Annotated in this window: 19 protein-coding genes and 1 pseudogene; 9 read left to right on the top strand and 11 right to left on the bottom strand. The window is 71.9% G+C overall.

Translation table 11 applies throughout. The features are described from left to right. Positions 1–19 precede the first annotated feature (19 nt). Together E1193_RS14060 and E1193_RS14055 are read left to right on the top strand one after the other, a co-directional pair. Positions 20–1,354 (top strand): potassium transporter TrkG, encoded by a 1,335-nt coding sequence (locus E1193_RS14060; protein ID WP_132183639.1) that lies wholly within the window; start codon positions 20–22, stop codon positions 1,352–1,354. Further along, positions 1,344–2,012 carry a TrkA family potassium uptake protein gene (locus E1193_RS14055; protein ID WP_132183638.1) on the top strand — a complete coding sequence of 223 codons (669 nt, stop codon included), beginning with the start codon at positions 1,344–1,346 and terminating at the stop codon, positions 2,010–2,012. Before E1193_RS14060 ends, E1193_RS14055 begins: the two co-directional genes overlap by 11 nt. A gap of 22 nt (positions 2,013–2,034) precedes the next feature. On the opposite strand, the gene E1193_RS14050 is transcribed toward E1193_RS14055, so the two are convergent. From E1193_RS14050 to E1193_RS14020, 7 genes are all read right to left on the bottom strand, one after another. Then, on the bottom strand, positions 2,035–3,726 hold the full coding sequence (locus E1193_RS14050; protein WP_132183637.1) for a serine/threonine-protein kinase: 1,692 nt from the start codon (positions 3,724–3,726) through the stop codon (positions 2,035–2,037). A 70-nt stretch (positions 3,727–3,796) separates the two neighbouring features. Continuing rightward, positions 3,797–5,347 carry a fused MFS/spermidine synthase gene (locus tag E1193_RS14045; RefSeq protein WP_132183636.1) on the bottom strand — a complete coding sequence of 517 codons (1,551 nt, stop codon included), beginning with the start codon at positions 5,345–5,347 and terminating at the stop codon, positions 3,797–3,799. Positions 5,348–5,383: 36 nt separating this feature from the next. Further along, positions 5,384–6,355, bottom strand: a complete 972-nt coding sequence (locus tag E1193_RS14040) for a hypothetical protein (protein WP_207922694.1) — start codon at positions 6,353–6,355, stop codon at positions 5,384–5,386. 315 nt (positions 6,356–6,670) lie between these two features. Then, the gene (locus E1193_RS14035) at positions 6,671–7,480 is read right to left on the bottom strand and encodes an inositol monophosphatase family protein (protein ID WP_132183634.1); all 810 of its coding nucleotides are present in this window, start codon (positions 7,478–7,480) and stop codon (positions 6,671–6,673) included. Continuing rightward, positions 7,473–7,925 (bottom strand): response regulator, encoded by a 453-nt coding sequence (locus E1193_RS14030; protein ID WP_132183633.1) that lies wholly within the window; start codon positions 7,923–7,925, stop codon positions 7,473–7,475. Before E1193_RS14030 ends, E1193_RS14035 begins: the two co-directional genes overlap by 8 nt. Continuing rightward, positions 7,922–9,652 (bottom strand): sensor histidine kinase, encoded by a 1,731-nt coding sequence (locus E1193_RS14025; protein ID WP_132183632.1) that lies wholly within the window; start codon positions 9,650–9,652, stop codon positions 7,922–7,924. Before E1193_RS14025 ends, E1193_RS14030 begins: the two co-directional genes overlap by 4 nt. Further along, positions 9,649–10,851: a fused response regulator/phosphatase gene (locus E1193_RS14020; protein ID WP_132183649.1), complete on the bottom strand. Its 1,203-nt coding sequence runs from the start codon at positions 10,849–10,851 to the stop codon at positions 9,649–9,651. Before E1193_RS14020 ends, E1193_RS14025 begins: the two co-directional genes overlap by 4 nt. Positions 10,852–11,120: 269 nt before the next feature. Here E1193_RS14020 and E1193_RS33765 point away from each other — a divergent pair, with 269 nt between their 5' ends. From E1193_RS33765 to E1193_RS33150, 3 genes are all read left to right on the top strand, one after another. Continuing rightward, positions 11,121–11,252: a hypothetical protein gene (locus E1193_RS33765; RefSeq protein WP_279433334.1), complete on the top strand. Its 132-nt coding sequence runs from the start codon at positions 11,121–11,123 to the stop codon at positions 11,250–11,252. After that, positions 11,249–11,662, top strand: a complete 414-nt coding sequence (locus E1193_RS33155) for a hypothetical protein (protein WP_243707608.1) — start codon at positions 11,249–11,251, stop codon at positions 11,660–11,662. Before E1193_RS33765 ends, E1193_RS33155 begins: the two co-directional genes overlap by 4 nt. A gap of 155 nt (positions 11,663–11,817) precedes the next feature. Beyond that, positions 11,818–11,997 carry a hypothetical protein gene (locus tag E1193_RS33150; RefSeq protein ID WP_243707606.1) on the top strand — a complete coding sequence of 60 codons (180 nt, stop codon included), beginning with the start codon at positions 11,818–11,820 and terminating at the stop codon, positions 11,995–11,997. 8 nt (positions 11,998–12,005) lie between these two features. On the opposite strand, the gene E1193_RS14010 is transcribed toward E1193_RS33150, so the two are convergent. Then, a complete protein-coding gene (locus tag E1193_RS14010) occupies positions 12,006–13,070 on the bottom strand; it encodes a glycosyltransferase (RefSeq protein WP_132183631.1) in 1,065 nt (354 codons plus the stop codon). A 209-nt stretch (positions 13,071–13,279) separates the two neighbouring features. On the opposite strand from E1193_RS14010, the gene E1193_RS33145 reads away from it, so the two are divergent. Then, the gene (locus E1193_RS33145) at positions 13,280–13,972 is read left to right on the top strand and encodes a hypothetical protein (RefSeq protein ID WP_243707605.1); all 693 of its coding nucleotides are present in this window, start codon (positions 13,280–13,282) and stop codon (positions 13,970–13,972) included. A 93-nt stretch (positions 13,973–14,065) separates the two neighbouring features. Here the strand turns inward: E1193_RS33145 and E1193_RS14000 are convergent, their stop codons facing one another. The 3 genes from E1193_RS14000 to E1193_RS13990 all read right to left on the bottom strand — a co-directional run bounded on the left by E1193_RS14000 (position 14,066) and on the right by E1193_RS13990 (position 15,629). Then, positions 14,066–14,320, bottom strand: coding sequence for a Smr/MutS family protein (locus tag E1193_RS14000; protein WP_132183630.1), 255 nt, complete (start codon positions 14,318–14,320; stop codon positions 14,066–14,068). 80 nt (positions 14,321–14,400) lie between these two features. After that, positions 14,401–14,769, bottom strand: coding sequence for a tetratricopeptide repeat protein (locus E1193_RS13995; RefSeq protein WP_132183629.1), 369 nt, complete (start codon positions 14,767–14,769; stop codon positions 14,401–14,403). Between the two features lie 89 nt (positions 14,770–14,858). Continuing rightward, positions 14,859–15,629, bottom strand: coding sequence for an ROK family protein (locus tag E1193_RS13990; RefSeq protein ID WP_132183628.1), 771 nt, complete (start codon positions 15,627–15,629; stop codon positions 14,859–14,861). A 92-nt stretch (positions 15,630–15,721) separates the two neighbouring features. Between E1193_RS13990 and E1193_RS13985 the strand changes: the two genes are divergently transcribed. The 3 genes and pseudogenes from E1193_RS13985 to E1193_RS13975 all read left to right on the top strand — a co-directional run. After that, complete coding sequence (locus E1193_RS13985) at positions 15,722–17,359, top strand: ABC-F family ATP-binding cassette domain-containing protein (protein ID WP_132183627.1); 1,638 nt, start codon at positions 15,722–15,724, stop codon at positions 17,357–17,359. Between the two features lie 38 nt (positions 17,360–17,397). Continuing rightward, positions 17,398–17,649 (top strand): annotated as a pseudogene (locus tag E1193_RS13980) (hypothetical protein); the annotation flags it as partial. A 253-nt stretch (positions 17,650–17,902) separates the two neighbouring features. Beyond that, positions 17,903–18,578, top strand: a 676-nt coding sequence (locus E1193_RS13975) for a methyltransferase domain-containing protein (protein WP_132183625.1), incomplete at its 3' end; no start/stop codon positions are given.

The following is an 18,578-nucleotide window of genomic DNA, read 5'->3' as shown; positions in this document are numbered from 1 at the left end:
GAGAACGGAAGATTGTCTGGTGCGCCGCTACCTCCGTCACCCCGTGCGGCTGGTGCCGTTCGGTTTCCTGGCGGCGATCGCGCTCGGCACCATCCTGCTGATGCTGCCCTGGGCCACCGGCCAGCACCGGTTCACTCCGTTCACCACCGCGCTGTTCACCGCCACGTCGGCCGTCTCGGTCACCGGCATGTCCGTGATCGACACCCCGACGTACTGGAACGGCTTCGGTCTCGCCATGATCACCGTGCTCACCCAGGTCGGCGGCCTCGGCATCCTCACCGGCGCCACCCTGGTCATCCTGGTGGTCGCCCGCCAACTCGGTCTACGCAACCGGCTGCTCGTGCAGGCCGAGACCGCCGAGTACGGCATCGGCGACGTACGGCGCCTGCTGCTACGCATCGCGGGACTCGCCCTGGTCAGCGAGCTGGTCATCACCGCGTTCCTCGCCGGGCGGCTCTGGCTGACCTACGACTACCCGGCCGGGCGGGCCCTCTGGTACGGGCTGTTCCACGCCGTCCAGGGCTTCAACAACGGCGGCTTCTCCCTCTGGTCCGACAGTCTGGTGGGCTTCGCCCGGGACCCGTGGATCTGCCTGCCCCTGGTGGCCGGCACCATCGTCGGCGGTCTCGGGTTCCCGGCGCTGTTCGAGGTGGCCCGGGCCTGGCGTCGGCCCGTGTCCTGGGCGGTCTCCACCAAGCTGACCGTCTGGGGCAGCCTCGCCCTGCTGCTGATCGGCTTCGTCGGCCTGCTCGCCGCCGAATGGGCCAACCCGAACACCCTCGGCCCGTTCGACTGGCGCGGCAAGCTGCTGTCCGCCTTGACCCAGGACGCGGTCGTCCGGACCGGCGGCTTCAACAACCTCGACATGAACCGGCTCGACGAGGAGACCTACCCACTGCTCATCGCGCTGATGTTCATCGGCGGCGGCAGCGCCGGCACCGCCGGCGGCATCAAGGTCTCCACCTTCTTCCTGCTCGCCTTCGTCATCTGGGCGGAACTGCGGGGCGAACCCGACGTCACGGTGGGCCGCAGCCGGATCGCCACCGCCAGCCAACGGCAGGCGCTCACCGTGGCCCTGCTCAGCGTCGCCCTGGTGACCGGCGGCACGGTGGGACTGATCCTGATGACCGAAGGGGTGGCCTACTACCGCGCGCTGTTCGAGGTGACCTCCGCCTTCACCACCACGGGCCTCTCCGTGGGCAGCCCCGCCGAGTACGGCACGCCCGGTCAGCTCATGTTGACCCTGCTCATGTACATCGGGCGGGTCGGGCCGCTCACCCTCGGCTCGGCCATCGCGTTGAACACCCGGCACCGCCTGTACCGCTACCCGGAGGAGCAACCCATTGTCGGCTAGGAACACGGACGACAGCGGCGTCGTGGTCGTCGGCCTGGGCCGGTTCGGCTACCACCTCGCCGGATCCCTCACCCAGCTCGGTCACGAGGTGCTCGCCATCGACCGCAGCCCGGACCCGGTGCAGCGCTGGTCGGTGCAGCTCGACCGGGTGGTCCAGGCGGACGGCACCGACGAGGCCGCGCTGCGGCAGCTGGGTGTGGCGGAGTTCCGCCGGGTCGTCGTGGCGATCGGGGCGTCGGTGGAGGCCAGCGTGCTCAGCGTGCTGGCGCTGACCGAGCTGGGCGTACCGCAGATCTGGGCCCGGGCCACCTCGGCGAAACACGCCAAGATCCTCGCCTCGGTCGGCGCGCACCACGTGGTCTTCCCCGAGGCGGAAACCGGCGAGCGGGTGGCCCACCTGATCGTCAGCCGGATGCTCGACTTCATCGAGTTCGGTGACGACTTCGCCATCGCCAAGGTGCCGGTGCCGCAGAGCCTCATCGGCCGCCGGCTGCGCGAACTGGTCCCGACCGAACGGTACGGGGTGATGGTGGTCGGCGCGAAGCTCCCCGGGGAACGCTTCCGCTACGCCGGACCGGACATGGTGCTCCAGCCGGAGAGCGTGCTGATCGTGGAGGGCACCATCGAGCAGGTGCAGCGGTTCGCCGCCCTCGGCTGAGGATCAGCCACCCGGTCGGCGATCAGTCCTCGTCGCGGTCGTCCTCGTCGCGGTCGTCGTCATCGTCGTCCCCTCCCCCGGACCGCTCTGCTTTCTTCACCCCACCACCCGAACCCTTCCCCGACTTGCCCTTCGTACCGACGCCGGAGCCCTTCTGCGAGGTCGCGGTGGCGCCACCACCGGCGGAGGCCTTCTTCGCGGTCGGTTTCGCCGGGGCCTTGGCCGGCGCTCTCGCCGGGACAGCAGGCGGCACCGAGCCGGCCACCCCGGACACCTGGACAGCGCAGGCCGTCTCAGCCAGGTGGAACTGCACCGGCAGCGGGTTGGTCCCCGTGTACCGCCCGCTCAGCACGAGCTTCTCCGACGCGCCGGGCGCGAGCGCGGTACGCCCCGGCGCGGGCTGCACCACGACCGTGCGTCCCTGCTGCTGGGCCACCGCCGGGCTGGCCTTCGTCACCGTCTGCCGGCCCGGGAAGGCGAAACGCACCCGCCAGTCCCGCAACTCCTCCGTGCCGGTGTTGGTCACCGTCACCTCCGCCGTGAAGTCCTTGCCGGAGTCCTCGCGCAGCGCGTACGACACGCCGCAGCCCTGCTGCCGGGTCAGCCCCATCCGCGCCTCGGTGGGTTCGTCGGCCCCTCCGCTGCTCGGGCTCTTCGAGGTCACTCCCCACATCACGGCGGTCACCGCGAGCAGCCCGGCCGCGGCCAACCCGGCCTCGACCCTGCGCCGCCGGGCAGTGGTACGGGTGCGGGTGCGACCCGAGAAGGGCAGCGCGTCGGTGCCGGCCGACCACGGCAGGATCGTGGTGCCGGCGGCGGCAAGCAGGGTCGCATCCCCGCCCGCTCCGGGCGCCGGGGAGACCGGCACGGCTCCGACCATCCCGGCCGCCTCGGCCAGCGTACGAGCCAACTCGGCGGTCGCCGGCCGGTCCTCCGGCCGCTTGGCGAGGCAGTGCCGCACCAGTTCCGCCACCTCGACCGGGAGCCCGGCCACCTCGGGCATCGGCTCCGGATCGTGGTACATGTGCGCCCGGAGCATCTGCGTGGTGGTGCTGGCCTGCCAGGGCAGCCGGCCGGTGAGCATGCGGTAGAGCAGCAGCCCGACGGCGTACACGTCGGTGGCCGGGGAGACCTGGCCCTTGTCCAACCGCTCCGGCGCCAGGTAGGCGGGCGTGCCGAGCAGCGCCCCGTCCGGGTCCTGCTCGCTCTCCCCGACCAGCGCCGAGATACCGAAGTCGACGACCTTCACCCCGGTGGGGGTGAGCATGACGTTGCCGGGGGTGACGTCCCGGTGCACGACGCCACGCGCGTGCGCCGTGGCCAGCGCCGAACTGACCTCGGCCCCGATCGTCACCGCCTCCCGCCAGGGCAGCCGGCTGCCCTGCCCGAGCCGGCCGGTCAACGGGCCGCCGTCGACCAGCTCCATCACGACGTACGGCACGGTGAGGCCGACCTGCTCTGACTCGCCGTAGTCGTACACGTTGGTGATGTTGGGGTGGCAGAGCCGCGCGGCGGCCTGCGCCTCCGCCCGGATCCGGTGCCGGAACGCCCGGTCGCTTGCCAGCCGCGACGCCAGCACCTTCACCGCCACCTGGCGGCCCAGCACCTCGTCGTAGCCGCGCCACACCACGGACATGCCGCCCGCGCCGAGCTGCTCGATCAGCCGGTACCGCTCACCCAGCAACTGCGCACCGTCCCGGTTCGCTCCACCCATGGTCGGTCGTGTTGCCCCGACCCGGTCCCGCTACACCTGAGTGGGCGGAATCGGTCAGGGAATCACCTGATCAGGCGGTCGCGAGCAGCTGGTCCACCGGAGCGTAGTCGTCCGTGAGGACCAGCGCATCGTCGACGAAGGCGAGCAGCTCGTCACCGGTGAGCAGGTCAGGAGCCCTGTCCAGGGTGCCGAGACGCTGACCGAGCATGTCCAGCGGCAGCGGCGCGTCCGAGGCGACGATGAGGAAGTTCGACCCCACCGCACCGGCGAGCGCGTCGGCCGGCGCGACCAGCGCGACGTGCCGGAACTCGGCCGCCACGGTGGCCACCTCGCTACGGATGAACCGCCCCGGCGGATAGTCGATGACGTTCTGCACGTACATCCCACCGGGACGGAGCACCCGCCGCACCTCGGCCGCCATCTCCCGGGTGGCCAGGTGCCAGGGCACCACCAGATGCCCGAAGGCGTCCCCGACGACGAAGTCGCGGCTGCCGGCCGGCTCGGCGGCGACCAGCATCCGGGCGTCACCCACCACCGCGCGCAGCTCCGGCCCCGGACGCACACCCAGCTCACGCCGGTCCAGCTCGACCAGCCCGCCGTCGATCTCGAACACCAGGTTGTGGCTGCCGGGCCGGGTGGCGCTCAGGTAGCGGGGCATGGTGAACCCGCCCCCGCCCAGGTGCAGCGCGTCCAGCCGCCGCCCCTCGGGCGCCGCCACGTCCGCCGCCGCGCCGATCCACTGGGTGTACGCGTACTCCAGGTGGGTGGGGTCGGCCAGGTCCACGTACGAGTGCTGGGCCGAGTTGAGGTAGAGCACCCGGCCGGAGTCGCGCGACGGGTCCACCGCCACCCGGGCGCAGTGGTACGCGGTCTCCACGTCACAGGGGTTCGGCGCGACCGCGCCGAGCCCGGCGCCGACCAGCCCGAGCACCGCCAGGGCGGCCTTCACCCGGCCTGGACCGGCCCGCCCGGCACCTTCCTGCCGGCGCAGGTAGACGCCGAGGACGAGGCCGGTGACCCCGAGCAGCGCCGCCAACGCGATCAGGATGACGGTGCTGGGCAACGCCGCCACCAGCACGAAGCCGGTGACCAGGGTGGCGCTGATCCCGCCGAGGGTGCCGATGCTGGACAGCCGGCCCACCACCTGACCGGTGCGGCGCAGGTCGGCGAGTTGGAGCTTCACCACCAGCGGGGTGACCGCCGACAGCAGGGCCGCCGGCACGAAGACGGCCGCCGCGACGAGCAACAGGATGGCGCTGGCCGCCCCGCCTCGCAACACCTCTCCGGCGTACCGGACCACCGGCAGGGTGACCGCCGAGGCGATGCCGGCCAGCACCAGCGCCGGGGCGAGCAGCGGACGCGGGTCGCGCCGGTCGGCGAGCCAGCCACCGGTCCACGCCCCGTACGCGATGGCGGCCAGCGCGATGCCGATGACCGAGCTGGTCACCTGGAGGGTCACCCCGACGTACGGGCCGACCAGGCGCAACGAGACCGTCTCCAGCACCAGCACGGCGCCGCTGGAGAGGAAGACCAGGAACGCGGCGAGCCCGTTGGGCAGCGCGCGGGAGGTGTCCGGCGCAGGCGCCGGATCGACCATGACGTCGGAGGATGAGCTGCTCACCGTCGCGATGGTACGCATCGTTCCCGGGAGTGCGACTCAGTTCATCGAAAGATGAACGTGGTTTGTGTGGTCGGCGGCCGGGCTGCCGGAGCCGCTGTACGCCCGCCAGCCGGTGTTCGGCAGCCAGATCTGCCGGTACCAGATCACGTAGAGCACCCCGAGCCGGTCGGCGTTCTTCTGGAAGTAGTTCGCCAGGCTGTCGCCGTACGCCTTGTCGCCGCCGGTCGCGGTCTCGTCCTTGAAGGTGCTGGTGGCGGCGGAGAAGTCGCAGGCCCGGCCCTTCGGGTGCTCACCGTCGCCGCCGGGGCGGTAGCACTTGACGTACCGCTTGTAGCCGGCGGCCTGGGCCTGCCGCAGGGCGTGCAGGGTGCGTGCGGTGATGCAGCCGTCGGTGGTCGGGTCGTTGACCGAGCAGGACTCCGCCGGCCAGGAGCCGTCCGAGTTGCGCTTGGCCGGGGTGGCCGACCGGGCGCTGCCGCTGAAGCCCCCGCTGGCGCCGGAGCTGACGGTGGCGAGCGCCTGCTCGGCGTCCCGCTTCCGCTTGGCCAGCGCGGCGACCTGCTTCTGCTGCTCCCGCACCTCGACGTCGATGGCCAGCTTGGCCTGCGCGGCGGTCGCCTGCGCAATCTGGTACTCGTGCAGGCGCCTGGCGTCCCGCTGCCCCATCACGTCGAGTTCGGCGGCACGCTGGAGGAACGCCTCGGGGCTGGCGCTGTTGAGCAGCGCCGAGGCGGTGGTGAGCCGACCCAGCCGGTACGACTGCGCGGCCACCTCGCCGACCTGGGCGTTCAGCCCGACCAGCCGCACCTCGACCGCCTTCAGCTCGTTGGTCAACTCGACCTGGCGGCGCCTGGAGTTCTCCAGCTTCGCCTTGGCCTCCAGGTGGCCCTTGGCGGCGGCCTCCAGCGCGTCGCGCAGCTTCTTCGTGCCGCCCTCGTTGGGCTCGGCGGATGCCGGTGCGGCACCGCCGCCGAGCAACAGTGCCAGCACGGCGAGCAGCACGGTCAACGGCCGGCGCGCCTGCGACCGGGTGATGCTGGTCCTGGGCACGAAGGTGTCCTTCCCTCTCCCACGGGGCCGGTCGACCCCGGCGGCGAACCGCCGACCGAGTAGGTGCTGGCCGGCGGGAGGCCGCCGGCCACGATACCGGACGCGGCCGGGCTGACCAGGCCCGCGATCGCCCCGGGCCGACGGCGGGCCACGCCGCGCACCGGCATCGTCGCGCAGCGTTGCCAACGGTGATCCACTTCGTTCGTTTCGGCCGTCGTATGCCGGACACCGCGTGTCGCCGCCGCCGACGCGCCCACGCATCAACCCGCGGGGTCAGTGGTCGAGCAGTGCGGCCCGCGCCTTCGACCAGGTGGCCTCGTCGGCGGCGACGAGCAGCCCCGGGCGGTCGTCGGCGGGATGGTAGTCGGCGCCGTCGAAACGGCGCGCCACCCCGCCGGCCTCCCGCACCAGCAGCACACCCGGGGCGTGGTCCCAGGGCAGCGTCCGCCAGAAGAGCACGAACCGCTGGTCGCCGGTGAGCAGGTCCAGATACTCCCGGCCGGCACAGTGCTGGCCGGGCAGCAGCTCGCCGAGCCACTCCGGGCACGCCTCGACCCGGGTACGGACGGCCGGCGGCAGGTAGCGGGTCATCGCGGTGCCGCGCATCCCGCCGTGCGGCGCGGCGACATCCGCGGCCCGCACCGGCTGACCGTCGAGGCGGGTGCCCGCGCCGAGGCGGGCGTCGGCGAGGACACCGGCGAGTGGGTCGAGCACCCACGCCCCGGTCATCTCACCGTCGGTCAGCAACGCGACCATCAACGCGAACGGGGGCCGCCCGGCGGCGAAGTTGCCGGTGCCGTCCACCGGGTCCACCAGCCACACGTCACCGCCGTCGCGCAGGTGGCGCAGCAGGTCCGGATCCTCGGCGACCGCCTCCTCGCCGACCACGACCGAGCCGGGCAGCAGCCGGCGCAGGGCCTCGGAGATCCGCTCCTCCGCCCGCCGGTCGGCGACGGTGACCAGGTCGCCGGGGGCCTTCTCGATGATGTCGGCGTCGTCGAGCCGCCGGAACAGGGGCAGCACGACGTCCGTCGCGGTCTGCCGAAGCAGCTCCCCGACGTCGGCCCGCAGCCGGTCAGCCACGCGGCGGAAGCTTGACCACGCTGACGAAGAACTCGTCGATCTGCCGGACCACCGAGATGAAGCGCTCGAAGTCCACCGGCTTGGTCACGTAGGCGTTGGCGTGCAGTTGGTAGCTGCGCAGGATGTCCTCGTCGGCCTGGGAGGTGGTGAGCACCACCACCGGGATCCGGCAGAGCTGCTCGTCCTTCTTGACCTCCTCCAGCACCTCGCGGCCGTCGCGGCGGGGAAGGTTCAGGTCGAGCAGGATCAGGTCGGGCTGCACGGCGTCGGCGTACTGCCCCTCGCGCCGCAGGTAGGCCAGCGCTTCGGCGCCGTCGGACACGACCGTCAACCGGTTGCGGAGCTTGTGCTCGTCGAACGCCTCCTGGGTCATCAACACGTCGCCCGGGTCGTCCTCGACCAGCAGGACCTCTATCGGACTGTTGCCGTCGGCCGGCGCCGTCATCCCACCGTCTCCTTCATGCCACCCGTTGTACCGCGCTCCGCCGCCCCGTCCGGCGTGTCGTCGTCCGCCGCGCCGCCCGGCTGCCTGCCGACCGGGTTCGACGGGTCCACCGCGACCGACTCGGGAACGTCCCCGGTCGACGCCTCGTCGGCGACGGCCTCGGCCGTTGCCGCCTCGACGTCCTCGGGGCGTGCCGGGAGGGTGAACCGGATCGCGGTGCCCTCGCCGACACTCGTGTCCACCCAGACCCGGCCGCCGTGGTACTCGACGATCTTCTTGACGATCGCCAGGCCGATTCCGGTGCCGGGGTAGGCGTCCTTGGAGTGCAGCCGCTGGAAGATCACGAAGATCTTGTCGGCGAACTCCGGTTCGATCCCGATGCCGTTGTCCTGGCAGCTGATCTCCCACTCGTCGTCGACCAGCCGGGCCGACACGTGCACCTTCGGGGCGACGTCGGGCCGGCGGAACTTCACCGAGTTGCTCACCAGGTTGACCAGCAGGTTGGTCAACAAGGGTTCCTCGCCCCGGATGGTCGGCAGCCGGTCCCAGGTCAGCTCGGCGTCGGCGTACTGGCGGGCGGCCTCGGTCTGCCCGGCCACCTCGCCCATCACCTTGTCCAGGTCGACCTCGGCGAAGCCGCTGGTGAGCCGGCCGATCCGGGAGAAGGCCAGCAGGTCGTTGATCAGGCGTTGCATCCGCTGCGCGCCGTCGACCGCGAAGGCGATGTACTGGTCGGCCCGCTCGTCGAGCTGCCCGGCGTATCGTCGTTGCAGCAGCTGGCAGAAGCTGGCCACCTTGCGCAGCGGCTCCTGGAGGTCGTGCGAGGCGACGTAGGCGAACTGTTCCAGGTCGCGGTTGGAGCGGGTCAGCTCCTCGGCCTGCTTCTGCAACTGGCTGTTGACCCACTCGATGTTCTGGCGTGCCTCGCGTACCTCGTCAAGCTCCCGGGCGATCTTCTGCCGCATGGCCTCGACGTCGACCGCGAGCTGGCGCAGCTCCGGCGGACCGGATCCCTCGATGCGGTGCTGGTAGTCGCCGTTCGCCACCTCACGGACCTGGAGCACCAGCCGACTCAGCGGCCGCATCACCACCCGGTCCAGCGAGACCACCGTCAGCACGCCGGCCACCACGACCACCGCCGCCGCGACGATCAGCAGCAGGACCAGGAGGTCGCCCGTGTGGTAGATCTGCTCGGCGCGGCGCTCCCGCTCGCTGTAGATCTGCGTCTGGAGGGCGGCGACCGCGTCCCGGACCCGGGTGAACTCCTGGCGGGACTGGTCGGTGACCAGCGCCTGCCCGGCGGCGGCGCCGGACCTGTTGGTCGTGTCGATCACCGGCTGGGCGGTGCGGCGCCGCCACTCGGCGGCCTGCGCCCGCACCCTGTCGAGCTGCCGGAGCATTTCCGGATAGTGGCGCAGCAGCCCACCCATGCTGCGGTAGAGCTCCTGCTCCCGCCGTATCCCCTCGGTGTACGGGGCGAGCTCCGCCTGCTGGCCGGTCAGCGCGAAGCCCCGCACCGCCGTCTCCTGACCGATCAGCACACCGAGCAGTTCCTGCGACTGCGCCCGGGCCGGGCCGGTCTCCCGAAGCACCACGTCGGCGTGGCGCTGGTTCTGGGCCGCCACCACCGCCTCGGCCACGGCGAGACCGACCAGCATCACGCCGACCACCGCCAGCACCGCCAGCACCCGCCGGCGCAGGGTCCACCCCCACCGGTACGGGTTCACCGGCCACCGCCCCGGGTGACCAGCAGCATGGCGACGTCATCGGCGAGCGGGCCGCCGTTGATCTGCTCAGCCCGGCCGACCAGCCAGGCCGGCAGCTCGGCGAGCGGCACCGCCTGGTTGGCCGGATCCTCCAGCAGACCGACCAGCCCCGGCACGTCGAGCCGGTCGTCGCCGCTGCCCACCCGCCCCTCGATCAGGCCATCGGTGTACATCAACAGGGACCAGTCATCGGTGTCGAACTCCAGGTCGAACGCAACGGGTCGGCGGGGTCGTACGCCGAGGAGCAGACCGCCGGGCGCCGGAACCGGCGCGACCTTGCCGCCGGAGAGCAGCAGCGGCGGCGGATGCCCGGCCAGCCGGACGGTGGCCCGGTTGGGGCGCAGGTCCAGCCGGGCGGTGGCGACAGTCGCGAAGATCTCCTGGAGCCGGCGTTCGCTCATCAGCACCTGCTCCAGCGCGGGCAGCACCTCGTCGTCGGGCACCCCGGCCAGGATCAGCGCCCGCCAGGCCACCCGCAGCTCGACGCCGAGCGCCGCCTCGTCCACGCCGTGCCCGCAGACGTCGCCGACGATCAGGTCGACCCGGTCGGGCCGGGTCTGCACCACGTCGAAGAAGTCGCCGCCGATCAGCGCGGCATGCCGGCCGGGCCGGTAGAAGGTGTGCACCGAGACCTCGTCGGTCGACATAAGCGGTTGCGGCAGCAGGCCTCGCTCCAGGCGGGCCGACTCGGCCTGACGCAGTTCGACCTCGCGCAGCCGGCGGGCATTCTCGTCGGCCCGCTTGCGTTCGACCGCGTACCGCAACGCCCGGGTCAGCAGCACCCCGTCGACCTGCCCCTTGACCAGGTAGTCCTGGGCACCCTCGGCGACCGCCACGATACCCAGGTGCTCGTCGGAGCGGCCGGTCAGCACGCAGACCGCCGCCCCGCTGGCCATCTCCAGCACCTTGCGCAGCCCGTCGAGGCCCTGCGCGTCGGGCAACCCGAGGTCGAGCAGGACGCAGTCGACCCCGGCCATCCGCTGCCGCGCCTCGCTGAGACTGGTGGCGACCAGCAGGTCGATCATCGAATTGGTCTCGGCGAGCAGTTCACCCACCAGGAAGGCGTCGCCCTCGTCGTCCTCGACCAGCAGCACCCGCAGTCGTTCGCCGGGCGGCAGGTTGGGATGGCGCCCGAGGCCGCCCTGCGGGTACGGCGCCACCGGGGGTCCGGCCAGGCCGGGCCCCCGGTGCGGCCGGGCCACCGCCGCGAGACGCGGGATGTCGCTGGTGATGTCGGGCTCCTTCCGAGTGCCCTGCTGATCCTGTATCAGACAACGGTCGCACACAACATGACCGTGGCGGCAGGGGCGTACCCGGGCAAGGCCGTCACACGGTGAGCGGTCGGACGCCCGCCGCGTCACGCTTCGGATCCGGGGTCGCGCATCACCCTCCCGCGGGGCAGGATGGGCCCACCCCCGAGGAGTCCGCCTTGGGCGTACCCCCAGTTCCCGCCGCCGACCGCGCCCTGGCCTGGCCCCGCAACCGGCCGCTGGCCGCCCTGGTGGCGCTGGTCGCGCTGCTCGCGGTCGGCGCCGGTGCGCTTGGTCGACCGGCCCGGTGATCAAGTTCGAGTCGTCCCGGGACAACGCGAAGCACACCCCGCTGGACACCCCGACCCGCATGGACCGGGGCAGCCTCCAGCAGCACGGCGACAACGCGCTGGGGCCGGCCCGGGAGTTCGGGCGTACCGACCTGACCGAGCTGCGCGCCGGCCACGACGGCAACGTACTTCCCGGTCCCCGGCGGGCTGGTCCGCTACCCGGGCTGGCTGACCTGGCCGCTGGCCGGGCTGGCGCTGGCCGGGGTGCTCGGGCTCGCCTGGCTGGTCCGGCGGCGGGGACGGGTGACCGTCGGCCGGCTGGCGGCTGGCGGCTGGCGGCTGGCTTCGGGCTCGCGCTGGTGCCGATCGTGGCCGCGCCGCTGGCCGCGCAGCTGCTCTGGGCCGGGATCGGCGCGGTCCGTCCCGGCTAGGCCGAGCTGCTCGACCCGTACCGGCCGACGTGGTACCGGCTGGCCGTGGTGCCGCTCGCCGCCGCGATCCTCGCCGCCTGGTACGCGCTGGCCCGCCGCCGGGTCGGGCCGGCCGCGCTGGCTATCGGAGCGCTGGCTGGCTGGCCCCGCTCGGGGTGCTGCTGGCCGCGCTGGTGCCCGGCGGGGCGTGCCTGGCGACCCTGCCCGCCCTGGCCGGCGCGGCCGCCGGTCTGGTCGCCCCGATGACCCGGATCGACAGTCCGTGGCCGGTGCTGGCGGCGTCCCTGGCCGGCGCGGTCGCCGTGGTGATCCTGCTGCCGACCTTGCCGGCCTGAGACCGACACTATGAGAGCGCGGAAACGGCGTATGCGCGATTGGCAAGGGTCTGTGTGCGATAAGGGCCGGGAAGATCCGGCAGAGCGAGGAGACGATCGCACGCCCGGAGGGATTCGTCCGTCTCACCGACCCAGTAGGCCGCGATCGAATACTCGAACAGGAGGCCCCAGCGATACACCCAAGGGCTGACGAACAACAGGTCGTTTGGCGCCGGTCGGTCCAGGCTGGCACGGGTCATCGCGTACGCGCCGTGGTGATGACCCCTCTGTCGCAACCGCGAGCACAGTTCGTAGCACGCTTCGAGGCGCTGTGGACGTGCTTCCCAAGCGCGAGTGAGAGTGTCCATCGCGCCCGGCCAGTCGTCACTTCCTGCCCTGAGAACTCCGGACTGAAGCAGTGCGTAGTAAACCTCTTCGGCCCAGCCGCCCATCTGCGCTCGACGCTCGTAAAACATGATCGCCTCGCTGATTCGACCCATGTCGCGCATTGTCTGGGCGAGGTAGAAGACATTCCTGGGGTTGTCGGCGTCGCGTTCCAGTTCGGCGCTGAGCAGTTTCGCGTCACGCTCGAACTTGTCATGGCGAGACCCGCCGTCGGCATGGTCCTCGATCACGAGCGCGTCGATGTTCTCCTGGCGGTCCGGCCCGTCACAGGTTAGATACTCATGGGTGACCCCTTCATATCGCCATGGGAGATCGCCACGGACGAGGCGCTTGACGCGGTACTCGGTAGTCCCCTCGTGACGCAGCATGTAGGCATCGGCGGTCAGCGGTGGCAGGGGCCCATCCTGGCGGACGACGAGGTCGGCGTCGAGGAGGAGCAGGTAGTCGGCTTTACCGCGAGCGTGTGCGATGTTCAGGCTCCGGTTGTAGCCGAAGTTCACCCACGGCTCCTCGTGCAGCTCGCCAGGAAAATCGTCCAGTATGGATCGAATGAGTCGCTGCGTCCCGTCGGTCGAGCCGGTGTCCGAGATGACCCAGGTGTCCACCAGGCCACGTACGGATTTGAGGCAGCGTTCAATCACCCTCGCCTCGTTCTTCACGATCATGCACAGGCAGATGGACGGCCTCATGCCATCACCTCCTCGGCGGCTGCGGGTTGTCCGCTCACCGTAGGACGGATCTTGCGGCTCGGCGACGGCACATCAGAACAGTTCACCCGAACCAGCATGAAGGACCAGGAACGTGTGTGATGCTCGCTTTGCGCCCAATAACCTGATGCGACAGAGGGCGTAGAACTCCCGGAATTCCCCGGGCTGCCCGATGCAGAGAGGATCATCGAATGAACCCGAACCGTTGCACGAGGTCGAGGTTGGGTCCCCTCCCGGGGAACGGGCGCGGTCGGTGGGTGACCGGTGGCGCCGTGGCGTCACTTGCGTTCGCACTCGCCGGCGTGGCCGCCACTGCCGACGCCGCAGCGGCCAGCGCTCCGGACGACGGCATCAGCGCGACAGTCCGTGTTGAAGGGAATGCCGGCTGGGTCGGGTACGAGGACTGGGTCGGGGACTACGAGGATCAGAAGCATCACAAGCGGTGGTGGCTACACAAACGCGGCCCGACCGGCCCTACGGGCCCGGCCGGCCCTGCTGGTCCGACGGGTCCTGCGGGACCTCCCGGGGCCACCGGACCCGCCGGGCCGACCGGTCCGGCTGGGCCGTGCGCCGACATTGACAGTTACGCTCCGTCGAACGCCGAAGAGTTCAGCGCGGTGGTCTCGGACGGAGTGACATATGCGGGACGGCGCGATCTTCAGCCTACCGAGGGCCCTTACACCTGGATCGACCTGAGCAACAATGATGGCTATCCAGGGGCATCGGCCTGTGGCGTCGCCATCTCCGCCCAGGGCAATGACGTTTGGGTCAAGGTGCTGACCACCGACGGCGAGGTGTGGGAGACCCACTGCGACGCACCAGGAACGACCTTGGTCTGCGACGAAGCCTGGATCCAGCAGACGACTCCGACACCGACGCCCTGAGTGGTCCGGTTGTGCTGAGGGCCCGGGTGTGTCCCCGGGCCCTCAACCTCCTTCTCAGGTCGCGCCCCGAGGTGGCCAGGGGCCATGCCGTCACTACTTCCAGCGGAAGTGCACGAAGAGTCGGCCGAAGTTCTTCGAGTCCTTCTCGACCCGGTGGTAGAGCTGCTTGACGTCCTTCTGGTCGAGAAACCGCAGCACCCGCTTCTTGAGCTGACCGGAGCCCTTGCCGGGGATGATCTCCACCAGGGTGGCCCTCTTCGCCACCGCCTCGTCCATGATGCCGCGCAGCGCCCGGTCGATGTCGTGGCCCTTGTTGAAGATGTCGTGCAGGTCCAGCTTCAGCTTCATGCCACGCCCACCGCCCGGTCAGGTCCCATCCGGCCATGGTATTCCGGCCCGCTGCCCCGCCCGGGACACGCGGCGACCGCTCAGCGACCCCCGCTGACCCGGCTCTCCACCCGGCGCAGCGCGGTCGCGTAGTCGTCGTTGGTGGAGTGCATCGCCGCAGCGATGCGCAGGTGCCGCAGCGCGTCGTGGTAGCGGTTCAGCCGCTCCAGCGTCCGCCCCAGCACGTGGTGCGCGTAGTGGTCGCTCGGGTCCCGGTCGACCAACTCCCGCAGCTGCTCCTCGGCCCGGCTGAGCTGGGCCGACTGGAAGTACGCGCGGGCCAGCAGCTGGCGTACCGAGGAGTTCCCCGGCTCGGCCTCGACGATCGGCTCGAGCAGCCGGGCCGCTCCGGTCGGGTCACCCGCTTCGAAGAACATGGTCGCCCGCCGGTAGTCCGCCAGAAGATCCATCCCGACCCACCTCCTCGTGTCGTGCCCCTTGGTCGACGCTGGCACAACACCGGCCGTACCGCGAGTGTTCCTCCGGCGGATATTGCGGGTCAGAGGGTCGGGTCGTACCGGTCGGCGATCAACTCCCACGCCCGGACACCACCGACGATGCCGGCCGTGTTGGGCACGACCACGACATCGTCGCCCATCCGGGCCACCTGTTCGGAACGGATCAGGCGCGAGTTCCCCCCACCCAGGTAGAGCCGGTCCCAACGGAACACCGGCCGCAGGCCCTCCACCACCTGCCGGATGCGCCGTGACCAGAAGGCGTCGCCCAGCCGGCGACGCTCCTGCTCCCCCACGTACGTGTCGTAGGTGGTGCCCCAGCGCACCGGCGCGTGGGACAGCTCCAGGTGCGGGGCGAGCGCACCGCCGTCGAACAGCGCGCTGCCCAGCCCGGTGCCGAGGGTCAGCACCAGTTCGCAACCGGTCCCGGCCACCACCCCGGCGCCGTGCACCTCGGCGTCGTTGAGCACCAACGCCGGCAACCCGAAGGCGTCGGCGACCGCACCCCGGGCGTCGTACCCGGACCACTCGGCGAGCAGGCCCGGATCGACCCGGCTGCGTGGGCCGGACCGGGTGACGTAGTGCGGTGTGGCCACCACCACCCCGTGCCGGATCATGCCGGGCATCCCGACCGTCACCCGGTCCGCCGCCGGCAGCCGCCCACCCAGTTCCAACAGGGTCTTGACGAACAGCGCCGGAGGAAGCGGGTACGGGGTCGGCACCCGGATCGGCCGGGCCCGCATCGTGCCGGCCCCGTCCAGCACCGAGGCCTTGATCCCGCCGCCGCCACAGTCGATCGCCAGAGTGGTCACCACGGCAGTGAGTCTGCCTCGCGCCCGGAGCAGCCATGACGCGGGGCGGATATCCGGTCGGCCGGCGGCGGCCACCCCGGTAGGCTCGGCTCCTCATGAGCGCCACGCTGATCGCCAAGGGTCTCGCCGCCGGCCACGGCGAGCGGCTCCTCTTCTCCGACCTCGACCTGGTCGTCGCCCCCGGCGACGTGGTCGGGCTGGTCGGCGTCAACGGCGCCGGCAAGTCGACCCTGCTGCGCACGCTGGCCGGGTTGCAGCCGGTCGAGCAGGGCGGCCTCGCGCTGAGCCCGCCCACGGCCACGGTCGGCCACCTGCCGCAGGAACCGGACCGCCGCCCCGGCGAGACGGTCCGCGACTTCCTGGCCCGGCGTACCGGGGTCGACGCGGCCCAGGCGGCGCTGGACGCCGCCACCGAGGCGCTCGTCGCCGGCGCCGGCGGCGCGGACGACGCGTACGCCGAGGCGCTGGAGCGCTGGCTCGGCCTCGGCGGGGCCGACCTGGCGGAACGCGCCGAGCAGGTCGCCGCCGAGCTGGGGCTCACCGTCGACCTGGACCACCCGATGACCGGTCTCTCCGGTGGCCAGGCGGCCCGGGCCGGGTTGGCCTCGCTGCTGCTCAGCCGGTACGACGTCTTCCTGCTCGACGAGCCGACCAACGACCTGGACCTGGCCGGCCTGGAGCGGCTGGAGCAGTTCGTCACCGGGCTGCGCGCAGGCACGGTGCTGGTCAGCCACGACCGGGAGTTCCTCACCCGCACGGTCACCCGGGTGCTGGAGCTGGACCTCGCCCAGCAGGAGATCCGGCAGTACGGCGGCGGATACACGGCGTACCTGGAGGAGCGCGAGGTGGCCCGCCGCCAGGCCCGTGCCGAGTACGAGGGGTACGCCGACACCAGAGCCGCGTTGGAGGCGCGGGCGCGAACCCAGCGGGCCTGGATGGAGAAGGGTGTCAAGAACGCCCGGCGCAAGGCCCCCGACAACGACAAGATCGGCCGCAAGTTCCGCACCGAGGCGACCGAGAAACAGGCGGCGAAGGCCCGGCAGACGGAACGGCTGATCGAACGACTGGACGTGGTCGAGGAGCCCCGCAAGGAGTGGGAGCTGCGGATGGAGATCGCCGCCGCGCCCCGCGCCGGCGCGGTGGTGGCCGCGCTGCGCGGCGCCGTCGTACGCCGTGGCGGCTTCACCCTCGGTCCGGTGGACCTCCAGATCGGCTGGGCCGACCGGGTGGCGATCACCGGGGCGAACGGCTCCGGCAAGACGACTTTGCTGGCCGCGCTGCTGGGCCGGATGCCGCTCGACGCCGGGCACGCCTCGCTCGGCCCCGGCGTGGTGGTCGGCGAGGTCGACCAGGCACGCGAGCTCTTCCTCGGCGAACAGCCCCTGCTGGAGGCGTTCGGCGCGGCCGTACCCGAGCTGGCCCCGGCGGACGCGCGGACGCTGCTGGCCAAGTTCGGCCTGCGCGCGGCGCACGTGCTGCGGCCGGCGGCGACCCTGTCGCCGGGTGAGCGGACCCGGGCGGCGCTGGCCCTGTTGCAGGGGCGGGGGGTCAACCTGCTGGTGCTGGACGAGCCGACCAACCACCTGGACCTGCCGGCGATCGAGCAGCTGGAACAGGCGCTTTCGCACTACGCCGGCACACTGCTGCTGGTCACCCACGATCGGCGGATGTTGGCGGCGGTGCGCGTCGACCGGCGGCTGCGGGTGGAGGCCGGGCGGATCGCCGAGGATTGATCCGTGCCGACCCGGTCGCGCCGGGTGACAATGACACCATGCTCAAGTGGGAGTACGCGCTGCTGGTCCGCCGCCGCCAACCGGCCACCGACGACCTCGGCTGGGAGATCGTCTTCGTCTGGTACGGCCCGGACGGCTCGATGATCGACGTGACGCCGTACGGCGACACCGCGCTGGCCCACCTCAACCGGGCCGGCGACCAGGGTTGGGAGCTGGTCGCCATGAGCGAGGACCCGTCCCTGCCGGGCAACAACGAGCTGCACCGGTACCACCTCAAGCGGCCGAAGACGGCGGCTCCGCCACGCCAGCGGATCCGCGGCGCGGGCCGAGGCGTCCGCCGCACCCTCTCCGGCTGACCACCCGGGCCGGCCGGGCCGCATGGTCCTCTCTGTTGTGCGCATGTGGCGGTATCCAGCTCCTCGGAGAGCGCGACATCCCGCAAACGGAGTCAATCACCGGGCGGGCGGAAGCGGGCGGGCAGAGGCAGAGTGGAGGCGGGCATAACCGGCGGTAATCCGGGTAACGGCGGCCCGGGAGGTGGCGATGGTCGCGCTGGCGCAGACGCCGCCCTCGGCCGAGCGGCTGCGGGCGATCGACGGGTTCCTCGCGGAGTCCTGGGCCGATCAGGCCCGGCACGACGCGCGGCTGCGCGGGCTCGCCGTCGAGGTGCGGTTCGACCGGGGGGTGGCCCACCTCACCGGTGAGGTCGCCGAGCCGGCCCAGCTCAGCCTGGTCCGCGAGCTGGTCGGCCGGCTGGCCGGCGTCCTCGGCGTCTGGGACCGGGTCCGGGTCGCCGGACGCGACCCGGTGGTGGTGGACCTGGGCTGCGGGGGCCAGAAGCAGTACCCGTCCAACCTGGGGCTGGACATCTACCCGGCGCCGGGGGTGAACGCGGTGGCGGACCTCAGCCGGGCGCTGCCGTTGGCGACCGACTCGGTCGACGCGCTGTTCGCGGTGCACATCCTGGAGCACCTGATCGACTTCCTGCCGCTGGTGGACGAGTGCCACCGGGTGCTCCGGCCGGGCGGCGTGCTGCACGTGATGAGCCCCTGGTGGGGGCATGTCAACGCGGTCGCCGACCCGACGCACGTCCGGCTGCTGGACGTGCAGACCTTCAAGGGCATCTGCGGTCAGCGCCCGCCCGGCACGCCCCGCTGGTACCCGCTGCACGCCGGCTGCGACGGCGCCTCCATCTTCGCCGACCTGACCCCTCTCCCCC

Origin of the sequence: Micromonospora sp. KC606 (genome assembly GCF_004348675.1) — a bacterium.
In the GTDB taxonomy this organism is placed as follows: domain Bacteria; phylum Actinomycetota; class Actinomycetes; order Mycobacteriales; family Micromonosporaceae; genus Micromonospora.
Note: the sequence above shows the minus strand (reverse complement) of the source record. Positions and strands in the feature narration are given on the sequence as shown.